This is a genomic window from Brevundimonas sp. GW456-12-10-14-LB3, assembly GCF_059424365.1.
Genome location: NZ_JBWKZJ010000003.1, coordinates 84,366 through 108,904, shown reverse-complemented (window position 1 = coordinate 108,904; position 24,539 = coordinate 84,366). Strand labels below are relative to the sequence as shown.

The 24,539-nt window shown below is 66.0% G+C and carries 20 protein-coding genes; 9 read left to right on the top strand and 11 right to left on the bottom strand.

Features of this window, described 5'->3' with window-relative positions:
- Positions 1-244 precede the first annotated feature (244 nt).
- Positions 245-3,505, top strand: coding sequence for a TonB-dependent receptor (locus tag AC07XS_RS02355; protein ID WP_182713536.1), 3,261 nt, complete (start codon positions 245-247; stop codon positions 3,503-3,505).
- Positions 3,506-3,701: 196 nt separating this feature from the next.
- Positions 3,702-4,277 (top strand): hypothetical protein, encoded by a 576-nt coding sequence (locus AC07XS_RS02350; protein ID WP_182713535.1) that lies wholly within the window; start codon positions 3,702-3,704, stop codon positions 4,275-4,277.
- Positions 4,278-4,320: 43 nt separating this feature from the next.
- Here AC07XS_RS02350 and metH read toward each other — a convergent pair whose 3' ends face one another.
- From metH to AC07XS_RS02330, 4 genes are all read right to left on the bottom strand, one after another.
- A complete protein-coding gene (gene metH, locus AC07XS_RS02345; protein WP_182713534.1) occupies positions 4,321-6,987 on the bottom strand; it encodes a methionine synthase in 2,667 nt (888 codons plus the stop codon).
- A gap of 151 nt (positions 6,988-7,138) precedes the next feature.
- Positions 7,139-8,221, bottom strand: a complete 1,083-nt coding sequence (locus tag AC07XS_RS02340; RefSeq protein ID WP_182713533.1) for a homocysteine S-methyltransferase family protein — start codon at positions 8,219-8,221, stop codon at positions 7,139-7,141.
- Positions 8,218-9,297: a methylenetetrahydrofolate reductase [NAD(P)H] gene (gene metF, locus AC07XS_RS02335; RefSeq protein WP_287397874.1), complete on the bottom strand. Its 1,080-nt coding sequence runs from the start codon at positions 9,295-9,297 to the stop codon at positions 8,218-8,220. Before metF ends, AC07XS_RS02340 begins: the two co-directional genes overlap by 4 nt.
- Positions 9,294-10,268, bottom strand: coding sequence for a metalloregulator ArsR/SmtB family transcription factor (locus AC07XS_RS02330; protein WP_182713532.1), 975 nt, complete (start codon positions 10,266-10,268; stop codon positions 9,294-9,296). The genes metF and AC07XS_RS02330 overlap by 4 nt, the downstream gene beginning before the upstream one ends.
- 117 nt (positions 10,269-10,385) lie before the next feature.
- Between AC07XS_RS02330 and AC07XS_RS02325 the strand changes: the two genes are divergently transcribed.
- Positions 10,386-10,790, top strand: a complete 405-nt coding sequence (locus AC07XS_RS02325) for an EF-hand domain-containing protein (protein ID WP_182713531.1) — start codon at positions 10,386-10,388, stop codon at positions 10,788-10,790.
- Here AC07XS_RS02325 and AC07XS_RS02320 read toward each other — a convergent pair whose 3' ends face one another.
- From AC07XS_RS02320 to AC07XS_RS02310, 3 genes are all read right to left on the bottom strand, one after another.
- The gene (locus AC07XS_RS02320) at positions 10,791-11,717 is read right to left on the bottom strand and encodes a 2-hydroxyacid dehydrogenase (RefSeq protein ID WP_182713530.1); all 927 of its coding nucleotides are present in this window, start codon (positions 11,715-11,717) and stop codon (positions 10,791-10,793) included. It abuts the gene before it with no gap.
- Between the two features lie 29 nt (positions 11,718-11,746).
- On the bottom strand, positions 11,747-13,414 hold the full coding sequence (ettA, locus tag AC07XS_RS02315) for an energy-dependent translational throttle protein EttA (protein WP_182713529.1): 1,668 nt from the start codon (positions 13,412-13,414) through the stop codon (positions 11,747-11,749).
- A gap of 128 nt (positions 13,415-13,542) precedes the next feature.
- Positions 13,543-14,298: a tRNA1(Val) (adenine(37)-N6)-methyltransferase gene (locus AC07XS_RS02310; RefSeq protein WP_182713528.1), complete on the bottom strand. Its 756-nt coding sequence runs from the start codon at positions 14,296-14,298 to the stop codon at positions 13,543-13,545.
- A 124-nt stretch (positions 14,299-14,422) separates the two neighbouring features.
- Here AC07XS_RS02310 and AC07XS_RS02305 point away from each other — a divergent pair, with 124 nt between their 5' ends.
- From AC07XS_RS02305 to AC07XS_RS02295, 3 genes are all read left to right on the top strand, one after another.
- The gene (locus AC07XS_RS02305; protein ID WP_152950621.1) at positions 14,423-15,439 is read left to right on the top strand and encodes a polyprenyl synthetase family protein; all 1,017 of its coding nucleotides are present in this window, start codon (positions 14,423-14,425) and stop codon (positions 15,437-15,439) included.
- Entirely contained in the window at positions 15,429-16,082 is a 654-nt protein-coding gene (locus AC07XS_RS02300; protein WP_054766143.1) for a squalene/phytoene synthase family protein, read from the top strand. The genes AC07XS_RS02305 and AC07XS_RS02300 overlap by 11 nt, the downstream gene beginning before the upstream one ends.
- A 67-nt stretch (positions 16,083-16,149) precedes the next feature.
- Complete coding sequence (locus tag AC07XS_RS02295; protein WP_054766142.1) at positions 16,150-16,845, top strand: VIT1/CCC1 transporter family protein; 696 nt, start codon at positions 16,150-16,152, stop codon at positions 16,843-16,845.
- Here AC07XS_RS02295 and trmFO read toward each other — a convergent pair.
- A complete protein-coding gene (gene trmFO, locus AC07XS_RS02290; protein ID WP_054766141.1) occupies positions 16,842-18,245 on the bottom strand; it encodes a methylenetetrahydrofolate--tRNA-(uracil(54)-C(5))-methyltransferase (FADH(2)-oxidizing) TrmFO in 1,404 nt (467 codons plus the stop codon). The genes AC07XS_RS02295 and trmFO overlap by 4 nt on opposite strands.
- 74 nt (positions 18,246-18,319) lie before the next feature.
- Between trmFO and AC07XS_RS02285 the strand changes: the two genes are divergently transcribed.
- Complete coding sequence (locus AC07XS_RS02285) at positions 18,320-19,138, top strand: hypothetical protein (protein ID WP_182713527.1); 819 nt, start codon at positions 18,320-18,322, stop codon at positions 19,136-19,138.
- Between the two features lie 3 nt (positions 19,139-19,141).
- Here the strand turns inward: AC07XS_RS02285 and AC07XS_RS02280 are convergent, their stop codons facing one another.
- Positions 19,142-19,396, bottom strand: a complete 255-nt coding sequence (locus AC07XS_RS02280; protein ID WP_321207950.1) for a DUF2164 domain-containing protein — start codon at positions 19,394-19,396, stop codon at positions 19,142-19,144.
- Positions 19,396-21,282 (bottom strand): ABC-F family ATP-binding cassette domain-containing protein, encoded by a 1,887-nt coding sequence (locus AC07XS_RS02275; protein WP_182713526.1) that lies wholly within the window; start codon positions 21,280-21,282, stop codon positions 19,396-19,398. Before AC07XS_RS02275 ends, AC07XS_RS02280 begins: the two co-directional genes overlap by 1 nt.
- A 147-nt stretch (positions 21,283-21,429) precedes the next feature.
- Here AC07XS_RS02275 and ndk point away from each other — a divergent pair, with 147 nt between their 5' ends.
- Both ndk and AC07XS_RS02265 read left to right on the top strand, forming a co-directional pair.
- On the top strand, positions 21,430-21,849 hold the full coding sequence (ndk, locus tag AC07XS_RS02270; protein ID WP_182713525.1) for a nucleoside-diphosphate kinase: 420 nt from the start codon (positions 21,430-21,432) through the stop codon (positions 21,847-21,849).
- Positions 21,850-22,019: 170 nt separating this feature from the next.
- Positions 22,020-22,220 (top strand): YMGG-like glycine zipper-containing protein, encoded by a 201-nt coding sequence (locus tag AC07XS_RS02265; RefSeq protein ID WP_008260739.1) that lies wholly within the window; start codon positions 22,020-22,022, stop codon positions 22,218-22,220.
- 76 nt (positions 22,221-22,296) lie between these two features.
- Here AC07XS_RS02265 and AC07XS_RS02260 read toward each other — a convergent pair whose 3' ends face one another.
- On the bottom strand, positions 22,297-24,345 hold the full coding sequence (locus AC07XS_RS02260; protein WP_182713524.1) for a M13-type metalloendopeptidase: 2,049 nt from the start codon (positions 24,343-24,345) through the stop codon (positions 22,297-22,299).
- Positions 24,346-24,539: the final 194 nt, after the last annotated feature.

The window sequence follows — 24,539 nt, the reverse complement described above, 5'->3', positions numbered from 1 at the left end:
CACTTAGCTCATTTGGAAGCCATTATTGTTCTGCAATTTTGGGATGAGAGGATAATCCATGCCCAAAGAACGCTACGAGGTGCAAAATGGCTTCTTAGTGGCGCTCACGGTCATGGTGTGGCCTTATTGAGACAATCTCACGACTAATAGGTTACGGAGGCGTAATAGTCGTAGCTTCAATGGGTTCACTGACTAAGGTCTCCTTCGATCCGCGCGCATGGGGGCGCGGCATATCGAGCAACTCGTGAGCCGTCGCCGCGAGTTGCGTTTTGGAGGACTTGATTTGAAAACCCAAACAATTCGAGAGCGTCTGCTGACGGGCACGATGATTGGAGGCGTGGCGATGTTCGCGGCCGCCATCGTCCCGGCCGCCACCGTTTTGGTTGCGCCCACGAACGCTCTTGCGCAGGCTTCCGCCACGCAGGGCGCCATCGCGGCCAATGTTAGGGATACCTCTGGCGCCGCTGTCGCGGGCGCGACCGTCACGGTGACATCGACGGATCAGGGCTTCAGCCGCACGTTTACCACGGACGCCTCTGGCGCTTTTCGCGCGGTCGCGCTGCCGCAAGGCAATTATACGATCGCCATCTCGGCCCCGGGCTATAATGCGTTTTCTGACAATGTGGACGTTTCGGTCGGCGGCACGTCGTCCTTCACCTTCACCATTGGTCGAGAAAACGCCACGACGGTCGGTGACATCGTCGTCGTAGGTACGCGCCGAGCTGTGTCCGAATTTGACGCCACGACGACGGGTCTGAGCGTCAACGTCGAACAACTGACGGCCAATACGCCGATCGCTCGGTCCGGAACGGCATTGGCGCTTCTCGCGCCCGGCGTGACGGCCGGTGATGCCGCATTTGGCGGCATCCCGGCGATTTCCGGCTCTTCGGCGGGGGAGAACACTTTCTTCGTCAACGGCCTGAACACCACGGACTTCGTGAGCTTCTTGGGCGGCGCCAGTGTGCCCTTCGAGTTCTACGAAACGTTCGACGTCAAGACGGGTGGTTATTCTGCGGAATTCGGCCGGGGCACCGGCGGGGTCATCAATGCTACGACCAAATCTGGCGGCAACGAATGGAAGTTCGGGTTGACGTCGTACTGGGAACCGGAAAGCCTGCGCGAGTATCAGCCCAATACATATCTCGCGCTGAACGAAAACGATTATCGCGAGTCTTGGGATGTTATCCTTGAGGCGGGCGGTCCCATCATCAGCGACCGTCTCTTTGCCTATGGTCTGTACAATGTGCGCAACCGCGAAGCGTACGACCAGAACACCAGCGGCCTTGGTTTCCGGACGAAGGACGACACGCCGGTTTACGGCGGAAAGGTCGACTTCATCATAGCGGATGGTCACCGCCTGGAAGGCACCTATTTCACCGACCACGTTGAGCAGGAAACCGAACAGACGACCTTCTTCGCAAACAACGCGGGTTCGAGGTCGGATGGCGTTTACAACTTCGAGAGCGGCGGCGATAATTACGTCTTCCGCTACACTGGTGTTTGGACCGACTGGCTGACCACTTCGCTGTCTTACGGCGTGACGGAAAACCGTACCGTCAGTTCTTCGCCTGAAGACGGCAACCCGGTGATCATCGATATTACCGGCTTCGACTACAACGGCGATGGTATTCTGGACGTTGAGAACACGCTGACGGCCCAGCGTGGCAATTGGTTGATCGGCTCGCCGGGCACCAATGACGACCGGCGCGAAATGCTGCGCTTCGACGTCGATGCCTATGTGTCGCTGTTTGGTCAGCACCACTTCCGGGCTGGTATCGACAATGAAGATCTGGAAGCCAGCCAAACGCTGTCTCGCTCGGGCTCGGGCTTCAACATCTGCCGGTCCTCGCCGATCAACACCGCGACGAACGAAGACGCCCTTGTCTGCTCTGGCGAGCGGACCGGCGGCGTGGCTTACCGCTACCAGACGCCCTTCACCGCTGCGAACGCTCCCGCTGGACGGCCTGATCTCATCGGTTCGCCGCGCCGCGTGCGGGTTGAAGTCTACGATAATTCTGGCTCGTGGACTTCGACGCAAAACGCCTGGTACGTGCAGGACAGCTGGGAAGTCACCGACCGGCTTACTCTGAATCTCGGCGTCCGCGGCGAAAGCTTCGAGAACGCCAATATCAACGGCGAAACCTTCGTCGACATCAAAAATCAGATCGCTCCGCGGCTCGGCGCCACATTCGACGTTTTCGGCGATCGTCAGGCTAAGCTGTTCGGCTTCTACGGGCGCTACTATCTGCCCGTCGCCGTCAACACGAACCAGCGCTTGGCCGGTCGGGAGCTGTACTTCCGCGATACGTACAATCTGAATGTGTTGAACGGTAATCTCGCCATCGACGCCAACCAAGACGGCATTCGTGACGACAATGAACAACCCATCTTGGGCAGCCTGTTCTCGGAAGTCACCCTCGCTGACGGCACGACCAAGCCGATCGCAACTCAGGTCGCTTCGAACCTTGATCCGATGTACGTTGATGAGTTCATCATCGGCTATTCGCAACGGTTCGGCGGTTATACGGCCGGCGTGACTGCCACTTACCGCGATCTGGGTCGTGCCATTGACGACATCGCCATCGACTCGGCTCTGCAGCAGTACTGCGAACAAGCTGGCGGCGGTCTCTCGGCGGCGAGCTGCGCCGGCGTCTGGTCGGGCTTCCACCAGTACGTTCTGGCCAACCCCGGCGAAGACGTCACTGTCACCCTGGCGGGCTCCGACTTGGCCGCAGCTTCGGGCGGCTTGATCACTCAGGATCGTGTCGTCGATCTGGCGGCGGATGACCTGCGTTTCCCGAAACCTGTCCGGGAATACAAGGCCGTCGAGTTCTCGCTGGAACGCGCTTTCGATGGCGTGTGGGGCGGCCGGGTCAGCTACGTCTGGTCTGATCTGGAAGGCAATTATGAAGGCGCTCTGAAGTCCGACAACGGACAGGCTGACCCTGGTCTTACTCAAGACTACGACGTGCCTGGCCTGGCGGACGGCGCGTTTGGCAAGCTGCCGAACCACCGCGAACATGCCTTCAAGGCGTATGGCAACTGGCAGGTGACGCCGAACTTCAATATCGGCGCCAACATCCTGATCGAGTCGCCGCGTCAGTTTGGCTGTCAGGGGGTTCACCCGGAAACCGACCCGAACACCGACGACGACCTGTTCGCCGCCTTCTACGGCGCCGCGTCGTGGTACTGCGACTTGGACGGCGACGGAACGTCAGAGGCCACGCCTCGGGGCTCCGTGTTCAAGAGCGATTGGCTCAAGGTCGTGGATTTGACCTTCGCCTATACCCTTCGTGATCGTTGGGGCATTCCGGGCGACGGCGTCACGCTGCGCGCGGATGTGTTCAACATCTTCAACCAGCAGGCTGAACTCGACTTCAACGAATTCGGTGAAATCGACATCGGCGCCTATCCGGGCCCCGGTCAGGTAAACCCGAACTTCGGCAAGGTCACCGCCTATCAGACGCCGCGCTATGTGCGTCTCAGCGCTTCGGTCAAGTTCTAAAAGACCGTAGCGGCGACGAGAGAGGAGCGGGCCTGCGGCCCGCTCCTTTTTTGTTTTGAAAACGAGATCCGATCTTTTGAGCAATAAAACTCGGCAGTTTTTATCCTCAAATTGATGCCGCCGCACTGGCGCCATCTTGGCGGTGGAGCGTTACAGCTTGGCTGGGCGCTGGGGCGCCCTCTCGTCTAGGATTGCAATGCTGAAGTTTTCCGCCGCCGCGCTCGCCGCGACCCTTTCGCTTTCCGCCGCCGCCGCCGCCTTCGCCCAGTCCCAGGACGGGCCGATCGTCACCGGCAATCGCACCGCCGAGACGGCGGAGGCCCTGAAGGTCCGTGAGGCGATCGCCTATTCGCACACGCTGCCGCGCGGGGCGCCGACACAGGATTATCCGCTGGTGGCCTGGTGCGACGCCCTGGTGACGGGGCACGCGGATCTGGGCGACAGCCTGACGAGCCGCTCGCCGGAGGATACGGAGCTGGTGCGGCTGGGTCGTCTGGAGGCCCAGGATTTCCGCAGCGCCCTGGCGGCGGCGGAGCCGAGGCAGACGGCGGCGACCAAGGCGGCTGCGCAACAGGCGGCGGCTGCGGCCAAGGCCCAGTGGGCGCCGCTTCTGGCGAGCGAGGACGAGGCGGCGCGGAGCCAGTCCTTCGGCCTGTTCTACGGCCTGCCGGGCCGGTGCGAACATGCGGCGCGGCGCATCCGGAACAACATCACCACTCCGCCGGCGACCCCGGCCGAAGTGGGGCTTGAGGCGCCGGCGCCCGCAAACTAAGCGGCAGAATCTCGAAGATCAGCCACGGCGGCTTGGGTCCGGCTCAGGCCGCCGTTTCCCGTTTGGCGACGTAGGGATCGTAGTTGAGGATGGGGGCCAGCCAGCGTTCGCAGGTGGCGACGTCCCAGCCCTTGCGCCGGGCGTAGTCCTCGACCTGGTCCAGATCGATCTTGCCGACGCCGAAATAGTGGCTGCCCGGATGGCCGAAATAGAGGCCCGAGACCGAGGCCGGGGGCGTCATGGCGAAGCTCTCCGTCAGGGCCATTCCGGCGTTTTGCTCGGCCTGAAGCAGGCGGAACAGGGTGGCCTTTTCCGTATGGTCGGGCTGGGCCGGGTAACCGGGCGCCGGGCGGATGCCCTGGTATTGTTCGGCGATCAGATCGTCGACGCTGGTCGCCTCGTCGGCAGCGTAACCCCACAGCTGGGTGCGGACTTCCTTGTGCAGCCGTTCGGCGAAGGCCTCGGCCATGCGGTCGGCCAGGGCGGTGGCGAGGATGGCGGAATAGTCGTCGCCCGCCTCCTTGAAGCGTTTGGCGATCTCCAGCTCGCCGTGGCCGGCGGTGACGGCGAAGGCGCCGATATAGTCCTGGTCGTCGTCGGCGATGAAGTCGGACAGAGCCAGGTTCGGTTTGCCGTTCGACTTCTTGATCTGCTGACGCAGCGTGTGGAAGCGGGCGATCTCGGCGTCGCGCGTCTCGTCGGCGAAGACGATGATGTCGTCGCCGGCGGCGCGGGCGGGCCAGAAGCCGACCACGCCCTTGGCGGTAAACCACTTCTCGTCGATGATTCGCTTCAGCATGGCTTGCGCGTCGGCGAACAGATCCCGGGCGGCCTGGCCGACGATCTCGTCGTCAAGGATCAGCGGATAGCGGCCGATCAGCTCCCAACTGGCGAAGAATGGGGTCCAGTCGATGTGGTCGGCGAGGTCCTGAAGATCCCAGGACTCGAAGGCCCGCACGCCGATGAAGCCGGGCTTGCCGGGGCGGGGCTGATCGGGGTCGAGCTTGAAGCGGTTCTCGCGCGCCTGATCCAGGCTGGCGCGGGCCTTGACCTCCTGGCCCCGGGCGTACTGTTCCCGAATGCGGATGTATTCGTCGCGGGTGGCGGCTTCGTTCCTGGCCCTTTCGGTGGGCGACAGCAGGCCTGAGACCACGCTGACGGCGCGCGAGGCGTCGACGACATAGGTGGTCGAGCCGCGGCGATAGGCCGGTTCGATCTTGACCGCCGTATGGGTGCGGCTGGTAGTGGCGCCGCCGATCAGCAGAGGAATGTCGAAACCGCGCCGCTCCATCTCGGCGGCGACGAAGACCATCTCGTCCAGCGAGGGCGTGATCAGGCCGGACAGGCCGATGATGTCGACATTGTGGGCCTTGGCCTCGTCCAGGATCCGGTCGGCCGGGACCATGACGCCCAGGTCGATGACCTCGTAATTATTGCACTGGAGCACGACGCCGACGATGTTCTTGCCGATGTCGTGGACATCGCCCTTGACCGTAGCCATCAGGATGCGGCCGGCCTGTTCGCGCGGCTTGCCCGCCTTTTCGGCTTCCATATAGGGCTCGAGCCAGGCCACGGCTTGTTTCATCACCCGGGCGGATTTGACCACCTGGGGCAGGAACATCTTGCCCGAGCCGAACAGGTCCCCGACCACATTCATCCCGTCCATCAGCGGACCTTCGATGACGTGCAGCGGCCGTTCGGCGGCGAGCCGCGCCTCCTCGGTGTCGGCCTCGATGAACTCGGTGATGCCGTGGACCAGGGCGTGCTCGATCCGCTTGCCGACCGGCTGTTCGCGCCAACTGAGATCGACGACGCGGGCCTGACCCTTTTCGCCCTTGTAGCGGGGCGCCATGTCGACCAGTCGCTCAGTATTCGAGACATTGGTCCGCTGCGGCCGGTTCAAGATGACGTCCTCGACCGCCTCGCGCAGCTCGGGGTCGATGTCGTCATAGACGGGCAGGTCGCCGGCGTTGACGATGCCCATGTCCATGCCGGCGTTGATGGCGTGGTACAGAAAGACGCTGTGGATCGCCCGGCGGACCGGCTCATTGCCGCGGAAGCTGAACGAGACGTTCGAGACGCCGCCCGAGATGCGGGCGTAGGGCAGGGTGGCCTTGATGACCTTGACCGCCTCGATGAAGTCGACGGCGTAGTTGTCGTGCTCCTCGATCCCCGTCGCCACGGCGAAGATATTGGGATCGAAGATGATGTCCTCGGGCGGGAAGCCGACCTCGTTGACCAAGATATTATAGGCGCGGGTGCAGATCTCGATCTTGCGGGCGGCGGTGTCGGCCTGGCCCACCTCGTCGAAGGCCATGACCACGACGGCGGCGCCGTAGCGCAGGCATTTGACGGCGTGTTCGCGGAAGGCGGCCTCGCCCTCCTTCATGCTGATCGAGTTGACGATGGGCTTGCCCTGGACGCACTTCAGGCCCGCCTCGATCACCTCCCATTTGGAGCTGTCGATCATCACCGGCACCCGGGCGATGTCGGGCTCGGCCGCGATCAGATTGAGGAAGGTCCGCATGGCGACGGCGCCGTCCAGCAGCCCCTCGTCCATATTGATGTCGATGATCTGGGCCCCGGCCTCGACCTGTTGCCGGGCGACGTCGAGCGCGGCCGAGTAGTCGCCCTCGACGATCAGCTTGCGGAATTTGGCCGAGCCGGTGACGTTGGTCCGTTCGCCGACGTTGATGAAGGTGGGGCGCATTACAGACTTCCGCTCATCCCCGCGAAAGCGGGGACCCAGTGCTTTTGGGAGGCACGGTGCATGGGATCGCGAGCGAAGACATCATGGTGATGGCTGTCGCCCAAAGGACTAGGTCCCCGCTTTCGCGGGGATGAGCGGGGAGGGAAGCCTGTCACGCCACCATCTCGAAGGGTTCAAGCCCCGAAAGCCGCAGGGCCACCGGCCGCTCCGGGATCGCGCGCGGTTTCAGCGGCGCGACCTCTTCGGCGACGTGCTTGATGTGGTCCGGCGTCGTGCCGCAGCAGCCGCCGACGATGTTGACCAGACCCGACGCCGCCCATTCTTCGATGAAGTGGGCGGTCTCGTGCGGCTCCTCGTCGTACTGGCCCATGGCGTTGGGCAGGCCGGCGTTGGGATAGGCGGCGACCAGGGTGTCGGCGACGCGGCTCAGTTCGGCGATGAAGGGCCGCATCAGGTCGGCGCCGAGGGCGCAGTTGAAGCCCACGGCGAAGGGTTTGGCGTGGCGCACGCTGTTCCAGAAGGCCTCGGCCGTCTGGCCCGACAGGGTGCGGCCCGATCGGTCGGTGATGGTGCCCGAGATCCAGATGGGCAGGGCGTCCATGCCCTCGTCCTCCAGATCCTTGATCGCCTTGATCGCGGCCTTGCAGTTCAGCGTGTCGGTGATGGTCTCGATCAGATAGAGATCGACGCCGCCCTCGTTCAGCGCCTTCACCTGATGGCGATAGGCCTCATAGACTTGGTCGAAGGTCACGCTGCGGGCGCCGGGGTCGTTCACGTCGGACGACATGGACAGCATCTTGTTCAGCGGACCGATGGAGCCGGCGGCGAAACGCGGCTTGTGCGGCTCCTTCTCCGTCCAGCGGTCGGCGGCGGCGCGGGCCAGTTTGGCGCCTTCCAGATTGATGTCCCACACCGCCTGGGCGTCCAGGGCGTAGTCCTCCTGGGCGATGGTGGTGCCGGAGAAGGTGTTGGTCTCGGAGATGTCGGCGCCGGCGGCGTAATACTGGTCGTGCAGGTCCGAGATGATATCCGGCCGGGTGATGCAGAGGATGTCGTTGTTCCCCTTCATCTGGTGCGTCTCGTCATAGCCGTTGGCGGCGACGAAACGGTCGGCGCGGAAGTCGGCTTCCGACAGGCCCCGACGCTGGATCATCACGCCCCAGCTGCCGTCGAGGACCAGGATGCGTTCCTTGGCCGCCGCATGCAGGGCGGCGATCCGTTCGGCGCGAGTCATTGCGCTCCTCCTCCGTTGGGGGAGGTGGCGCGCAGCGAAGCGGAGCGACGGAGGGGGCTTACCCCTGACGTCGGCGCCTGCGGTTGTCCCCCTCCACCGCTTCGCGGTTCCCCTCCCCCAATTGGGGAGGATTGTTGTTCACGCACGCCCAGCACGCGGCAGATCGCATAGACCAGATCGGCGCGGTTCAGGGTGTAGAAGTGGAAGTCGGAGAAGCCTTCTTCCTGCAGACGCGCACAGGTCTCGGCGGCGATGGAGGCGGCCAGCAGTTTGCGGGTCTCCGGATCGTCGTCCAGCCCGTCGAAATGAGCTTTCAGCCAGTCGGGGATACCCGCGCCGCAAGCGCCGCACATACGGACCAGGCCGGCGAAGTTGGACACGGGCATGACGCCGGGGATCAGGGGAATGGTCACCCCCGCCGCCCGCACCCGGTCGCGGAAACGCAGGAAGGCGTCGATGTCGAAGAAGAACTGGCTGACGGCGCGGGTCGCGCCGGCGTCCACCTTGGCCTTGAGCACCTCGATGTCGTGATCGATGGACGAGCTCTCGGGATGTTTCTCGGGATAGGCGCCCACCGTGACGTCGAAGCCCCCGATGCGGCTGATGGCGGCCGTCAGTTCGGTGGCGTTGGCGTAGCCGTCGGCGCGGGGCTGATAGACGCCGCCGATGCCGCCGCCGCCGGGCGGATCGCCACGCAGGGCGACGATGTGATCGACGCCGATGGCCTTGTAGCCGGCGATCACCTCGTCCACCTCATCCCGACTGGCGTCGACGCAGGTCAGGTGGGCGGCGGGACGTAAAGCCGTCTCGGCGATGATCCTTTGCACGGTCCGGTGGGTGCGTTCCCGCGTCGAACCACCCGCTCCATAGGTGACGGAGACGAAGGCGGGGTTCAGCGGCTCAAGCCGGCGGATCGCCTTCCACAGATTGACCTCGGCCTCGTCTGTCTTGGGCGGAAAGAACTCGAAGGAGACCCGCACCGTTTCGCGGTTCGATCCGGCGCGCGCGACCGGCCCCAGCGGCGAGAGCAGCAGGGCCCGCGCTTCCGCCAGATTGGTGGAGGAACCGGTCATCATGCGCTCTTTCTGCCTTGGGCGGCGGCCGGCGCCGCCCTGCGTTCCGCCGTCCAGATCGTCACGGTCAGCCCTTCGTTATCGGGGGGCAGGGCGATGGGCGCAGAGGGTGTCAGGTCGTTCTCGACCAGCCAGCCGGTGATTTCTGCGTCTGCGAAGCCCAGGCGGCGGTGCTGATGCGCCTCGCGCATATGTTCGAAGTCGTGCGGGGCGAAATCGACGATGACCAGCCGCCCGCCCGGGCAGACCAGACGCGCCGCCTCGGCCACGGCGGCCGAGGGATCGGCGAGATAGTGTAGGACCTGATGTACGATCACCAGATCGGCGCTGCCGGCGGGCAGACGGGTGGCGAAGATGTCGCCGTGACGCAGTTCGACCTTGCTCAGCCCGGCCTTGGAGACATTGGCGCGGGCGATGTTGAGCATGTTCTGGCTCAGATCCAGCCCGACCGACATCTTGGCCTTCTTGCCGAACAGGGTCAGCATCCGTCCCGAGCCGGTGCCCAGATCGACGACACGCTTGAAAGGGCCGGGCCCCACCGCCCTTTCCAGCGCGGCCTCCACGGCGCTTTCGCTGACATAGAGGGAGCGCAGTCGGTCCCACTGGGGCGCAATCTGTTCGAAATAGCTTTCGGCCGCCTGCTGTCGGTCCTTCTGCACCTCGCTCAGTCGCCGATGGTCGGCCTCTCCGGCGTCATCGGCCAGAATGTCCAGCACGGTGTCGATCAGCCGCCGCGCATGGGGATCGTGCGACAGGCGGTAATAGACGCGGGCGCCGTCGGGAAACCGCTCGATCAGCCCGGAATCGGTCATCAGCTTCAGGTGACGCGAGACGCGGGGCTGGCTTTGGTCCAGAATGCGCGACATCTCCATGACCGACAGCTCTTCACTGGCCAGCAGAGACAGGATGCGCAGGCGGGTGGGTTCGCCGGCGGCGCGAAGCGCTTCGACAGTCTGATCGGCGTTCAAGCTCATATGATCATATAAAGATATCTTTATATGATTTGGCAAGCAAAAACCTGCGCGCAAAGGCCGCGACGGGAAGGCTTCCTTTCGCCGTTGAAGGAGATGCAATCCCTTTGGAGTGGTTCCATGCGCAGTCTTCTGATCTCAACCTTCGCCCTCCTCGTCGCCGGACCGGCCCTGGCGCAGAGCGATTTTCCTGAGCCGCCGATGGGCGGGGGGCAGATGTCCGGCCCGCCGCCAATGGGCGGGATGCGTCCGCCGGAGCGCGAGCCCCTCGCTGACATGAAGGCGAGGATAAGCGCCATGTTCGACCGTATCGACGCCAACCATGACGGCGCGATCAACGCCTCGGAGCTGTCCGCCTCGCCGGGCGGTCGGATGCTGAGCCGCGCCGATGCGGATGGGAACGGACTCATCACCAAGGCCGAGATGGAGGCCGGCGCCGAAGCCATGTTCAAGGCCATGGACAAGAACGGCGACGGCGTCGTCACGGCCGATGAACGCCCCCAGCGTCCGCAACGCCCGGACTGATCACTCGACCGGCGTCTTCAGCGGCTGGCCCGCGAAATGCGCCTGAAGATTCTGCATCAGCAGCATCAGCATGCCCTGCACCCCGGCGGTCGTCGCGCCGGCGGTGTGGGGCGTCAGGACGAGGTTCGGAACATCGGCCCAGCGTGAAGGCTCGGTCGGCTCCTCCATGAAGACGTCCAGGGCCGCCTGGCCCAGGGCGCCGGATTTCAGCATGTCGATCAGGGCGTCCTCATCGACCAACTGGCCGCGCGCGACATTGACCAGCAGGCCGTCCGGCCCCAGGGCCTGAAGCACCTCGCGAGAGATCAGGCCGCGATTGGTTTCATCGGCCTTGCAGGCGACGACCAGGATGTCGCTGGCCTTGGCCAGGGCCGACAGGCTGTCGGCCCGGGGCCATTCGGCGTCCTTGGGGCGAGGGCCCCACCAGCTCACATCCATGCGGAACGTCTCGGCGCGTCGGGCCACGGCCGCGCCTATGGCGCCCAGGCCGACGACGCCCAGTTTCTGGCCGCCGAGCGAGGGGGTGATGCTGCGGGTCTCGGCGGTCCAGCCGCCCGACCGGACCTGACGATCGCCCGAGACGATCTGCCGACGCGCGGCCAGGATCAGGCCCAGGGCGTGGTCCGCGACGTCTTCATGATTGACGCCCGGCGCATGGGTGACGGGCAGGCCGCGTTCACGACACCAGTCGATGTCGATCCCGTCATAGCCCGAGGTGAAACAGGCGATCAGATCGAGGGCCGGGAGGCGTTCGATCAGCCCCTTGTCCAGCGGCGCCTCGCCGGCGACGATCAGGGCGCGGATGTCATGGGCGGCCTCAATCGGCGGGCCTTCCCAGAAGCGGTAGACGTCATAGGCGCTCTCTAGGATCGGCGAGAGCGGGGCGAGATGCCGCTGCATGATGAGAACGGCGGGGCGTTGGGTCATGCAGCGGCTCCTCTTTTTAGATCAGGCGATCAGCGCCCGAACTTCTGGTGTTGCAGGCGCTTGGGAATGATGCTGTCGGCGCCCAGGCGGCGCATCTTGTCCTGTTCGTAGGCCTCGAAGTTCCCCTCGAACCATTCCACATGGCCGTCGCCTTCGAAGGCGAGAATGTGGGTGGCCAGACGGTCCAGGAACCAGCGGTCGTGGGAGATGACCACGGCGCAGCCGGCGAACTCTTCCAGGGCCTCTTCGAGGTTCTGCAGGGTCTCGATGTCCAGGTCATTGGTCGGTTCGTCGAGCAGGATCAGATTGCCGCCGGCGGCCAGGGTCTTGGCCAGGTGGACGCGGTTGCGCTCACCGCCCGACAACTGGCCGACCTTCTTCTGCTGGTCGCCGCCCTTGAAGTTGAAGCTGCCGACATAAGCGCGGGTGTTGATCTCGCGCTTGCCGACCATCATCACGTCGGTGCCGCCGGAGATGGCCTGCCAGATGGTTTCGTCCGGCTTCAGGTCGTCGCGCGACTGGTCGACATAGGCCAGCTTCACTGTCTCCCCGACGCGGATCGAGCCGCCGTCGGGCTTTTCCTGACCGGTGATCAGCTTGAACATGGTCGACTTGCCGGCGCCGTTGGGGCCGATGACGCCGACGATGCCGTTGGGCGGCAGTTTGAAGGTCAGATTGTCGAACAGCAGCTTGTCGCCATAGGACTTCTGCAGGCCCTCGACCTCCAGCACCACATTGCCGAGGCGCGGGCCGGGCGGGATCTGGATATGGGCGTGGGTCTGGGCCCCGCGCATATTCTCCTGCTCCTCGACCATCCGCTCGTAGGCGGCCAGACGGGCCTTGGACTTGGCCTGACGGGCCTTGGCGCCCGAACGGACCCATTCCAGTTCGCGGGTGAGGGCGCGCTGGCGGGCTTCGGATTCCGACTGTTCCTGAACGACGCGCTTCTGCTTGGCTTCCAGCCAGGAGGAATAGTTGCCCTCGTGCGGGTGACCCTTGCCGCGGTCCAGCTCCAGGGTCCACTTGGTGACCTGGTCCAGGAAGTAGCGGTCGTGGGTGACCAGGATGACGCAGCCGGGGAAGTTCTCCAGGTGGTGCTGCAGCCAGGCGACGGATTCGGCGTCCAGGTGGTTGGTCGGTTCGTCCATCAGCAGCATGTCGGGCTTGGACAGCAGCAGGCGGGCCAGGGCGACGCGGCGCTTCTCACCGCCGGACAGGTTGGTGACTTCCCAGTCGTCGGGCGGGCAGCGCAGGGCGCCCATGGCCATTTCGATGCGGCTGTCGATGTCCCAGACGTCGGCGGCGTCGATCTTCTCCTGGAGGCTGGTCATCTCCTCCATCAGCTCGTCGGTGTAGTTCTCGCCCAGTTCGGCGGCGACGGCGTTGAAGCGATTGACCCACTGCTTCTCCTCGCACCAGGCCTCGACGTTCTCGCGAACGTTCAGGGCGGGATCCAGCTGGGGCTCCTGCTCCAGATAGCCGCGCTTGATTCCGTCGGCGGCGCGGGCCTCGCCCGAGAATTCGGTGTCCAGACCGGCCATGATCTTCAGCAGGGTGGACTTACCCGAGCCGTTGACCCCGACCACGCCGATCTTGGCGTCGTTGTAGAAGCTGAGCCAGATGTTCTCGAAGATCTTGCGGCCGCCGGGGAAGGTCTTGGTCAGACCCTGCATCTGGAAAATATATTGCTGCGCCATGAGGTGCGATTTCGCCCTTGGGGTTTCGTCGAATAGGGGAGGTTGCCGCGGATGTAGCGATCCTGAGGCGCGAGAGCAAATAAGGCGAGTATCGGCGGGTCGGGCGCCCTGTCTCGGGACGGGGCGTCTCACCAGTCCAGAGCGGCTTCGCCTCTCAGAAGGGCCTCGGATTCGGGCGTGTGTTTGGCGCCCGACCGGTCGTGCAGCACCAGCGGCGGCAGGAGGCGCAACGGCGCCTTGCCGGTCTTGATCGCCCGGACCAGCACCCGTTTGGCCGGTTTCTCGGCGAAGGGCTGAATCGGTCGAATGGCGAAGGATCCGGCCTTGTCTCCCAGCAGGGCCAGAAGATCGGCCAAGCGGTCGGCGCGGTGGATGATCACGATCCGGCCGCCCTCGCGCACCGCTTTCAGCAGCAGGCCGGTCCACGCCGCCAGACCGTCGTCGGCCATCCAGGCGCCGTGCTTGCCCGGGGCCGGCGCGCGCAGGGCGCCCGGGTCGTCGAAGAAGGGGGGATTGGATACGGCCCAGTCGAAGGCCGGCAGCTCCAGGGGGCGGAAGCCCGCCGCCACTTCGCCGTCGATGACGGTCATACGGTCCGTGAAACCGTTCAGCGCCGCATTCTGACGCGCCAGATCGGCGGCGAGCGAATCGCGCTCCAGCCCCGTCAGGAAAGCCCCCTCATGACGGGCGGCGATCTGCATCAGGACCGCCCCCGCGCCGCAGCCGGCTTCGAACAGCCGCTCGCCCGGCCGTGGCGCGACGGCGGCGGCCAACAGGGCGGCGTCCATGCCGGCGCGATAACCCCGTGCGGGCTGTCGCAAGCGCACCCGCCCGCCTAACAGGGCGTTCTCGACGACTTCCGGCGCGGCGGGAACGCTGTCCAAGCCTCAATCTCCTTGACCCTCCGGGGGGTGATCACCATTGTGCGCGCCATCGCGATCCGGCAAGCGGACGCGGTCGGAATTAGCTGCGCGGCGGACGTTGCGCGACCTGCGAAAGAGTATCCCCTTGGACCTCGCCCCTGCCGTGTTTCCCCGTCCGAAGGGGGATGTGAACGCCCTCGTCCGGCTGGCCGGAACCGATATGGCCGAGGTGGACGCCCTGATCATCGACCGGATGCAGTCGGATGTGCCGATCATCCCAAAACTGGCCGAACATCTGGTCTCGGCGGGGGGCAAGCGGTTGCGGCCCCTGCTCACAGTCGCCGCCGCCCGGGCCACGGGCGCGCAGGGGGACATTCTGTCGCCCAAGAAGCTGGCGGCGGCGGTGGAGTTCATCCACACCGCCACCCTGCTGCACGACGACATCGTGGATGCGTCGGAGCTGCGTCGGGGCAAGGTCGCCGCACATCTGATCTGGGGCGCACCGACCAGCGTCCTGGTCGGCGACTTCCTGTTCGCCCGCGCCTTCGAACTGATGGTCGAAACGGATTCGATGCGGGCTCTGGGCATTCTGGCCGAGGCCTCGCGCGTGATCTCGGAAGGCGAGGTGCTGCAGCTGACCCGCGCCCACGACCTGAACCTGGACCAGGCCACCTATCTTCAGATCATCTCGGCCAAGACCGCCGAACTGTTCGCCGCCGCCGCCGAGGCGGGGGCCGTGGGCGCCGGGGCGTCGGCCGAGGCGGTCAAGGCCCTGCGCGATTACGGCATGGCCCTGGGCATCGCCTTCCAGCTGGCCGACGACGCCCTGGACTACGGCGCGACCGCCGAGGCCCTGGGCAAGAACGCCGGCGACGATTTCAACGAGGGCAAGGCCACCCTGCCGCTGCTGCTGGCCGTGGCCCGCACCCGGGGCCGCGAGGACGCCTTCTGGGAGCGGACCGTGACCAAGGGCGAACGCACGCCCGACGACTTCGCCCGCGCCCGTGAACTGGTCGTCGGCTCCGGCGCCATCGGCGCGACCCTGGACCTGGCCGGCGACTACGCCGATCAGGCCAAGGCCGCCCTGTCGGTCCTGCCCGCATCCGACTGGCGCGCGGCCCTGGAAGACCTGGCCGATTTCGCCGTTTCGCGTGCCGCCTGAACCTGCTCCTGCGGCAGGGGGGGCAGGCCTGGACGCCCAGGTTCGCGCCGCCGATCTGGACCGCTGGCTGTCCAGCCGACTGGTCGCCGATGATCGCTCCCGCGCCGATCTGATCACCCTCTACGCCTTCGAGGCCGAGCTGATGGTCATACCCACGCGCGTGACCCAGCCCCTGCTGGCCGAGATGCGCTACACTTGGTGGGCCGAACAGCTGGATGGAGTCTTCGCCGCCGTCCCGCGCAAGGGCCATCCGGTGCTCGAGGCCCTGACGGATCTCGTCGCCCGTCACAGCCTGGACCGCGCCCCCTTCGACGCCCTGATCGAGGCCCATATCGGCCGCGTCCACAGCCAGCCCCATGATCTCGACGCCTTCTACGTGGGGCCCATGCAGACGGCGGTCCATGTGTTGGCCGGTCCTGGCCATGTGGATAAGGTGATCGAGGCCGGACGGGTCTGGGGCCTGACCCAGGTCGGGCGAGCGGACGAGGCGAGGGCCGGGCGCAAGGCCGCCAACGCCGCCCTGAAGACCCTGCCGGTCGCCGCCTTCCCCGCCGTGGCCCACGCCGCCCTGTCCGGGCGTGACCGGCCCGAGGCCTTCCGGCGGCTGCGGTTGATCCTGGCCGCCTTCGTCGGGCGGATTTGATCCAGATCGGGCTTGCGCCCACGGGCTTTTGGGTCTGGTCTAGAGGTGCAGACACACGGAGGCCGCCATGGCCCGACCCCATTCTGAACGCCACCTAATCGAGCGTATCGGCTGGCTGAGAGCCGCTGTCCTTGGGGCTAACGACGGCCTCGTCTCCACTGCAAGCCTGATCGTCGGCGTCGCCGCCGCCGAGGCCTCGAAGGGCTCGGTTGTGGTTTCGGGCGTCGCCGGACTGGTCGCCGGCGCCATGTCCATGGCCGCTGGCGAATATGTCTCGGTCAGCTCCCAGTCCGATACGGAGAAGGCCGATCTGGCCAGAGAGGCGGCCGAACTGGCCGCTGCGCCTGAGGCCGAGCTGGACGAGCTGGCGGGTATCTATGTCGCGCGTGGGGTCCAGCCCGACACGGCCAGAGCCGTGGCCGAACAGCTGATGGCTCACGACTCCCTCGGCGCCCATGCGCGCGACGAACTGGGCATCTCCGGCTTCACCACCGCGCGCCCCATTCAGGCGGCCCTGACATCCGCCGCCACCTTCGCCGCAGGCGCGGTTCTTCCCCTGGCCGCCGTGGCGATCGCGCCGACCGACGGCCTCCTTATCTGGGTCTCCGCCAGCGCCGTTGTCGGTCTGGCGGTCCTGGGCGGCATGGGCGCGCGTGCGGGCGGGGCCGACATCCCCCGCTCGGTGGTGCGCGTCGTCTTCTGGGGCGTGCTCGCCATGGCGGTCACCGCCGGAATCGGACGTCTGTTCGGAACGGTGGTTTAAGCCGTCACCGCGTCCCGCCAGGCCTTCAGGCTCTCCATCGCCCGAATGCTCTGCAACCGCTTCTTCGCCCGGCCGCGTTCCTTGGGATGGATGCGCTTGCCGTCTTCATCGACCTTGGGGGCCTCCAGCGGGGGCAGCAGGCCGTAGTTGATGTTCATCGGCTGGAACTTCGAGCCTTCCAGGTGTCCGCCGGTGATGTGTTCGACCAGGGCGCCCATGGCGGTCTCAGGCGGGGGCGCCGACAGGTCGCGACCCAGGGCCTGGGCGGCGGCCAGGCGGCCGGTCAGCAGGCCCATGGCCGCGCTCTCGACATAGCCTTCGACCCCCGTGACCTGGCCGGCGAAGCGCAGGCGGGGCATGGCCTTGAGCCGCAACTGCTTGTCCAGCAGCTGGGGGCTGTTCAGATAGGTGTTGCGGTGCAGGCCGCCCAGGCGCGCGAACTGGGCGTTCTGAAGCCCCGGTATCATGCGGAAGACCTCGGCCTGAGCTCCGTGCTTCAGCTTGGTCTGGAAGCCGACCATGTTGAACAACGTACCCAGCGCATTGTCCTGACGCAGCTGGACGATGGCGTGGGGCTTGACCGTCGGATTGCGCGGATTGGTCAGCCCGACCGGCTTCATCGGCCCGTGCCGCAGGGTCTCGCGCCCCCGCTCGGCCATGACCTCGATCGGCAGGCAGCCGTCGAAATAGGGGACGTGCTCCCAATCCTTGAACTCGGCCTTGGGGCCGTTCAGCAGGGCGTCGATGAAGGCCTCGTACTGGGGCTTGTCCATCGGGCAGTTGACGTAGGCGGCGGCGTCTCCGCCGGGGCCTTCCTTGTCATAGCGGGACTGACGCCAGGCGATGTCGAAGTCGATGCTGTCGGCATGGACGATGGGGGCGATGGCGTCGAAGAAGCTGAGGCTTTCCTCGCCCGTCGCCTTCAGGATCGCCTCGGCCAGGGCGGGCGAAGTCAGGGGGCCGGTAGCGACGATCACATTATCCCAATCCTCAGGCGGCAGGCCGGCGATCTCCTCACGCACGACGGTGACCAGGGGGTGGGCTTCCAGCTTCGCCGTGACCGCTTGGGAAAAGCCGTCGCGATCCACCGCCAGGGCGCCGCCCGCCGGCACCTGATGGGCGTCCCCGCAGGCCATGATGACCGAGTCCAGCGCCCGCATCTCGGCGTGCAGCAGACCGACCGCATTGTACTCCCAATCGTCCGAGCGGAAGGAGTTGGAGCAGACCAGTTCGGCCAGTCCGTCCGTCTGGTGGGCGTCGGTCTTCACGCCGGGCACGCCTCGCATCTCGTGCAGGATGACGGGCACGCCGGCCTGAGCGATCTGCCAGGCGGCTTCCGAGCCGGCCAGGCCGCCGCCGATGACGTGAACAGGAGAAGGAGATGTGGGGGAAGCGTTCATCGCGGCCTTCTAGCGGCCGTCTGGCGGGATGTCATGATCCCCTGCTATGTCGCGGCGGGGATGAGGGGGTGCGCGTGAACCGTCACAGACAGTTGCCGTTAGGCGAGACCCTGAAGGCCGCCTTCGCAAAGCTGCCGCTGGCCTGGCGGGGCGCGTGGGGCGCGATCCTGGTCTGCGCCGTCGTTTGGAGCGTCGCCGGGTGGAGCGCCAATGCGGTTGAAGCCTCGTGGGCGATGATCGGGCGGGGTGTCGGCCAGATCGCCGGCCTTGCCGCTGGCTTGGCCCTGGCGGGCGGCCTGACGCGGATCGCGGTCAGCGCCGATCTGGACGAGGCGCGGCGACGCGGACTGGGTCCGGCCGGTCTTCAGTTCGGATGGCCGGAACTGCGGCTGCTGGGCGCCGCCCTGCTGTGCGCGGTCTTCATGGCCATGATCCTCTCGGTTGCGGCCCTGCTGCTTCTGGCCCTGTTCGGCATGGCGGGGCTGGACGCTGAGGCGATCAACCAGCGGAACTGGGTTGCGGTCGGTCCGGTGTGGAAGCTGGTCCTGCTCGCGGTCGTGACCCTGCTGGTGGCCTATGGGGTTCTGGTGATGGCCGTGCGGCTGTCCTTGTTCGCTCCGGCCACCCTGGGGCGCGGGCATATGGTCTCGCTGAACAGCATGGGCGTCGCCGAGGGCAGTTTCTGGCCCCTGCTGGGCGGGCTGATCGTGGTCGGCCTGCCCAAGCTGGTCCTGATCGGGCTCTCCGCTGCGGGCCTGCTGTCCGGCGCCGCCAGGGACGTGGTATCCGCCCTGATCCTGTCGGGGCTGGAGGCGCCCCTGGCCGCCGTCTTCCTGGGCGAAGCCTATCAGCGGCTGGAATACTGGGCTCCGGACGCGCGCGATCCGGGCTGACGCCTAACGGATCGAAACCGAGCGTTCCAGGCCGTACAGGGCCTCGACCACGTCATCCGCCTTCTGCTGGACCAGCTGCTGGGCGTCCTGAACGCCGCGATTGTAGAAGATCGCGCCGATTTCCTTGCCGATGAAGTCCAGCAACATCTCGGCCGGCAGTTGAGCCAGCTCCTGCTCCAGCTCGTCGCGGAAATAGGCGCGCAGCCTGGCCGTGGCAGCCGCGCGCTGATCCTTGGACAGTTCAACGGGCTTGATCATCACGCCACCTCGGCCAGCGCCTCTTCCGCCGCGATCCAGGCGGTTTCGGCGGCGTCCAGATCGGCCTGGGTCTTGGCGCGGGCGCGGCCCAGGCTTTCCAGCTTTTTCGAGTCATTGGCGGCTGCCGCAGCGGCGAGGTCGGCGTCGATCCGGGCCAGGTCGGCGGTCAGGCGGGCCATCTCCTCTTCCGCCTTCTTCACCGCATGGCGCAGGGTAGAGGGGGAGGGGCCTGATTTCTTCTTTTCCGCCTTGGGCGCAGCGACAGGCGCCGCTTCGGCCACGGGCTCGGGTTTGACCTGGCTGGGCTTCATCCCGGCCTGTTTGGCGCGGTCGAGCACGAACCTGGCGTAGTCGTCCATGTCGCCTTCGAACGGCTTCACCGTGCCGTCGGCGGCCAGCCACAGCCGGTCGGCGACCAGCTCCATCAGCGACCGGTCGTGGGTGATCAGGATCACGGCGCCCGTGTACTGGTTCAGGGCGTCCAGCAGGGCGCGGCGGCTGTCGATGTCCAGGTGGTTGGTCGGTTCGTCCAGAATCAGGATGTGGGGCGCATCCATGGCCACCAGGTTCAGCAGCAGGCGGGCGCGCTCGCCCCCGGACAGGGCGGCGACCTTGGTGTCCTGCTTCTGATAGGGCAGGCCGAACTGGGCCAGGCGGCTGCGGCGGCTGCTTTCCGAGGCGTCGGGCATGGCGCGCAGGATGATCTGCAACGGCGTGTCCTCGGGATCCATGGCCTCGATCTGGTGCTGGTGGAACCAGCCGACCCGCATCTTGCCGTCGCGGTGGAACTCTCCGGCGTCGACGGTCAGGGCCTTGGCGATCAACTTGGCGAAGGTGGACTTGCCGGCGCCATTGACGCCCAAGAGGCCGATGCGGTCGTCCAGGTCCATCCGCAGGTTCAGGTTCCGAAGGATCGGCTTGCCCGGCTCGTAGCCGACATTGGCGCGTTCAAGACGGATCAGCGGCGGGGGCAGGGGGCGTTCCGGCGAGGGCAGGACGAAGGGGGCGACCCGTTCTTCGGGCGGCAGTTCGATCCGTTCCATCTTCTCCAGCTTTTTCACGCGCGACTGGGCCTGGGTGGCCTTGGAGGCCTTGGCCTTGAAGCGGTCGATGAATTTCTGAAGGTGGGCGCGCTCGGCGTCCTGCTTGGACTTGGTGGCCTCCATGAGCCGCAGCTTTTCGGCCCGGGTGCGCTCGAAGGTGTCGTAGTTGCCGGTGTAGAGCTCCAGCTTGCGGTTCGAGAGCTGCAGGATATGGGTGCAGACCGAGTTCAGCAGATCGCGGTCGTGCGAGATCATCAGGGCCGTGTGCGGGTATTTCTTCAGCCGCGCCTCCAGCCACAGGGCGCCTTCCAGATCGAGGTAGTTGGTCGGTTCGTCCAGCAGCAGCATGTCCGGTTCGGCGAACAGGGCGGCGGCCAGGGCCACGCGCATCCGCCAGCCGCCCGAGAAATGCGACATGGGCCGCTGGATGTCTTCCTGGCTGAAGCCCAGGCCGACCAGGATTTCCGAGGCGCGCGCCGGGGCGCTCTCGGCGTCGATCTCGATCAACCGACCCCAGATCTCGCCCATCTCCTCGGGATCGGCGGTCTCCAGCCGGGTCATCAGGTCGTGGCGCTCAACGTCGGCTTCCAGAATGGTCTCCAGGACGCTGACGGGGGTGGCGGGGTGTTCCTGATCGACGGAGGCGATGCGGGCGGTCTTGGGCAGGCTGATCTCGTCGCCGTTGGCGGCCAGTTCGCCCAGGATCACCTTGAACAGGGTCGACTTGCCGATGCCGTTTCGGCCGACCAGACCCACCTTGGAGCCGGGCGGCAGGCTGACCGAGGCGTCGTCCAGAAACTGGCGGCCCCAGGCGTTCAGGGTCAGGTTGTTGATCTGGAGCATGTGGTCGGTCGAAATCTGAAATCGTCCGAAGGCCGCCTATCGCCGGGCGAGGGGCCGTCAGACATGAAAAAAGGGACAGTTGGAAACTCGGGAGGTCGTCGCTATAAGCCCGCGACACTCAATCTCCCAAACAAGAAGTCACTCTCCATGACCGAACGCACCTTCTCGATCATCAAGCCCGACGCCACGCGCCGCAACCTGACCGGCGCGATCAACGCCGTGATCGAAGGCGCCGGCCTGCGCATCGTGGCCCAGCGCCGCGTCAAGCTGACCACCGACCAGGCCAAGAAGTTCTACGAAGTCCACGCCGAGCGTCCCTTCTACGGCGAACTGGTCGAGCAGATGACCGCCGAGCCGGTCGTCGTCCAGGTGCTGGAAGGCGAGAACGCCGTGACCAAGTACCGCGAAGTCATGGGCGCCACCAACCCGGAACAAGCCGCCGAAGGCACCATCCGCAAGCAATTCGCCCTGTCGATCGGTGAAAACTCGGTCCACGGCTCGGACAGCCTGGACAACGCCAAGATCGAGATCGCCCAGTTCTTCACCGAAGACCAGATCGTCGGCTAAGCGCTCAAGTCGCGAGGGACCGCGTCCCGAGCGTAGCGCAAAGTCAGCGCTCAAGTCGCGAGGGACCGCGTCCCGAGCGTAGCGCGAAGAGACAGAGGCCCGCGTCCGGAACCGGACGCGGGCCTTTTCGTTGGGTCAGTCTCGTATCGTCCCCCTCTCGGAGCAGACCCATGAAGACCCTTCTGAAGCTGACGCCCGTCATCGGCGCCGTGGCCCTGCTGGCCGCCTGTGGCCAGACCATGGAACAACGCGCTGCCACCGGCGCCCTGGGCGGCGCCGTCGCCGGCCAAGTGGTCGGCGGCAATACCGGCTCGACTGTCGCCGGCGCCGCCATCGGCGCTGTCGCCGGCGCTGCGACGACGCCGAAGTAAGACCTCAGCCTAACGGCTGAAAAAGAAAGGCCCGGAGCCATGCTCCGGGCCTTTTCCGTTTGGGCTGCGTGACCGCTTACCAGATGCGGGCGCGGGCCTCGGGGGCGATGTATTCCTTCTGGTCGGGCGAGACGCCGAAGGCGGCGTACCAAGCGTCGATGTTGCGCGGCGAGGTGGCGGCCCGGACCGAACCGGGCGAATGCGGGTCGGTGGTTAGCTGTTCTTTCAGCGCCGCCTCACGCGACTTCTCGCGCCAGACCTGGGCCCAGCCCAGGAAGACGCGCTGGTCGCCGGTCAGGCCGTCGATCACCGGCGCCGGCTGGCCGTTCAGCGACTTGTGGTAGGCGTCCAGCGCCAGCAGCAGCCCGCCCAGATCGGCGATGTTCTCGCCCATGGTCAGGTCGCCGTTGACGTGGACGCCGGGGATGGGCTCCAGCGAATTATAGATGTCGCCCAGCACCTTGGCGCGCGCCTCGAAGCGGGCGGCGTCTTCCGGCGTCCACCAGTCGCGCAGCACGCCGTCGCCGTCGGACTTGCGGCCCTGGTCGTCGAAGCCGTGGGTGATCTCGTGGCCGATGACCGCGCCGATGCCACCGTAGTTGACGGCCGGATCTGCGTTCGGATCGAAGAAGGGCGCCTGCAGGATGGCGGCCGGGAAGACGATCTCGTTGCGCGGCGGGTTGTAATAGGCGTTCACCGTCTGGGGCGTCATGCCCCATTCCAGCGGATCGACCGGCTTGCCGATCTTGCCGCGCTGATACGCCCACTCGAAAGCGCTGGAGCGTTCGACATTGCCGTACAGGTCGCCGGGGGTCAGTTCGAGACCGTCATAAGACCGCCACTTGTCGGGGTAGCCGATCTTCACCCCGAACTTGGACATCTTGTAGAGGGCCTGTTCGCGCGTCGCCTCGCTCATCCAGTCCAGGGTCTTCAGCCGCTCGGTCATGGCCGCGCGGATGTTGTCGACCAGGGTCTCCATCTGGGCCTTGGACGAGGCGGGGAAGTGAAGGCGGACATATTCCTGGGCCAGGACCTCGCCCAGCTGGCCGTCGACAAGGGCCACGCCCCGGTTCCAGCGCGGACGGTTCTCCGGTTGACCGCGCAGGGTCTTGCCGCGGAATTCGAAGCGGGCGTCGACGAAGGCTTTGGACAGATAGGGGCTGGCTTGGTCGACGATCTGGGTGGCTTGCCACGCCTTCAAGGTCTCGATGGGGGTCTCGGCGAAGACCTGGGCGATACCCGGGATGGCCGTGTTCTCCATCAGGATCAGGGTGTCGAGGTCTCCTACCTGGGCGCCGTCGAGGAAGGCGGCCCAGTCGAAGCCCGGCGCGAAGGTCGCCAGGTCGGCGACCTTGGTCGGATTGTAGAGCTTGTCGATCTGGCGACGCTCGACCGTGGTCCAGTGTTTCTCGGCGACCTTGGTCTCGAAGGCCAGGATGTCGGCGGCCGTCTCAGCCGGCTTGGTCCAGCCGATGGCGGTCAGGGTCTGGGTCAGATAGGCCAGATAGGCCTCGCGCTGGCTCGCGAAGTCGGGCTTCAGATAATAGTCGCGGTCCGGCAGGCCGAGGCCGCCCTGGCCCAGATAGGCCGAGTTGATGTTCGGGTTCTGCAGGTCCTCGAACACGGCGACGCCGAACAGCGAACCGCCGAAGCCCGAATGACTGGCGCCCATCAGGCGGGCCATGGCGGCGTGGTCGGAGACGGCCTTCACGGCGGCGAGATCGGCGGCCATGGGCGCGGCGCCCAGTTGTTCGACGCGGGCCTCGTCCATGAAGCTGGCGTAGAGGGCGCCCACCTTCTGGGCGTTGGCGTTGACCGGGTTGGCGGCGCTGGACTCGATGATCGCACGCAGCTGGGCCTGGGCGTTCTCATAGAGGACGTCAAAGGGGCCGAACCGGGCCTTGTCGGCCGGGATCTCGGTGGTGCTGAGGTAGGTTCCGTTGGCGTATTCGTTGAAGTCGTCGCCCGGCTTCACCGCCGTGTTGCGGCCGGCGAGGTCGAAGCCCCAGGCGCCGAAGCCGGGCGCGGCGTGGGCCCCGTGCGAATGGTCCTGAGCCGAGGCGCCGCCGGTCAGGGCGACGACGATGCAGGCCGAGCAGGCGGCCATGAGGCGAATACGTTGCATGAAGGATAAGGTCCCGATTTTGGTCGGCGGCACCTTTGCGCCGGTGCGGCGCGGTGTCGCATGAAGTTTTCGTAATCTGGGGACGGAGGTGTTTAGAGGACGGGGGCGCGCCGCCGACAAGTCATCATCCTAGGCCTCATGCCTAGGATCCATAAACTCAAGACGGAGGGACGAGCGCACGCTCGCAGACCGTG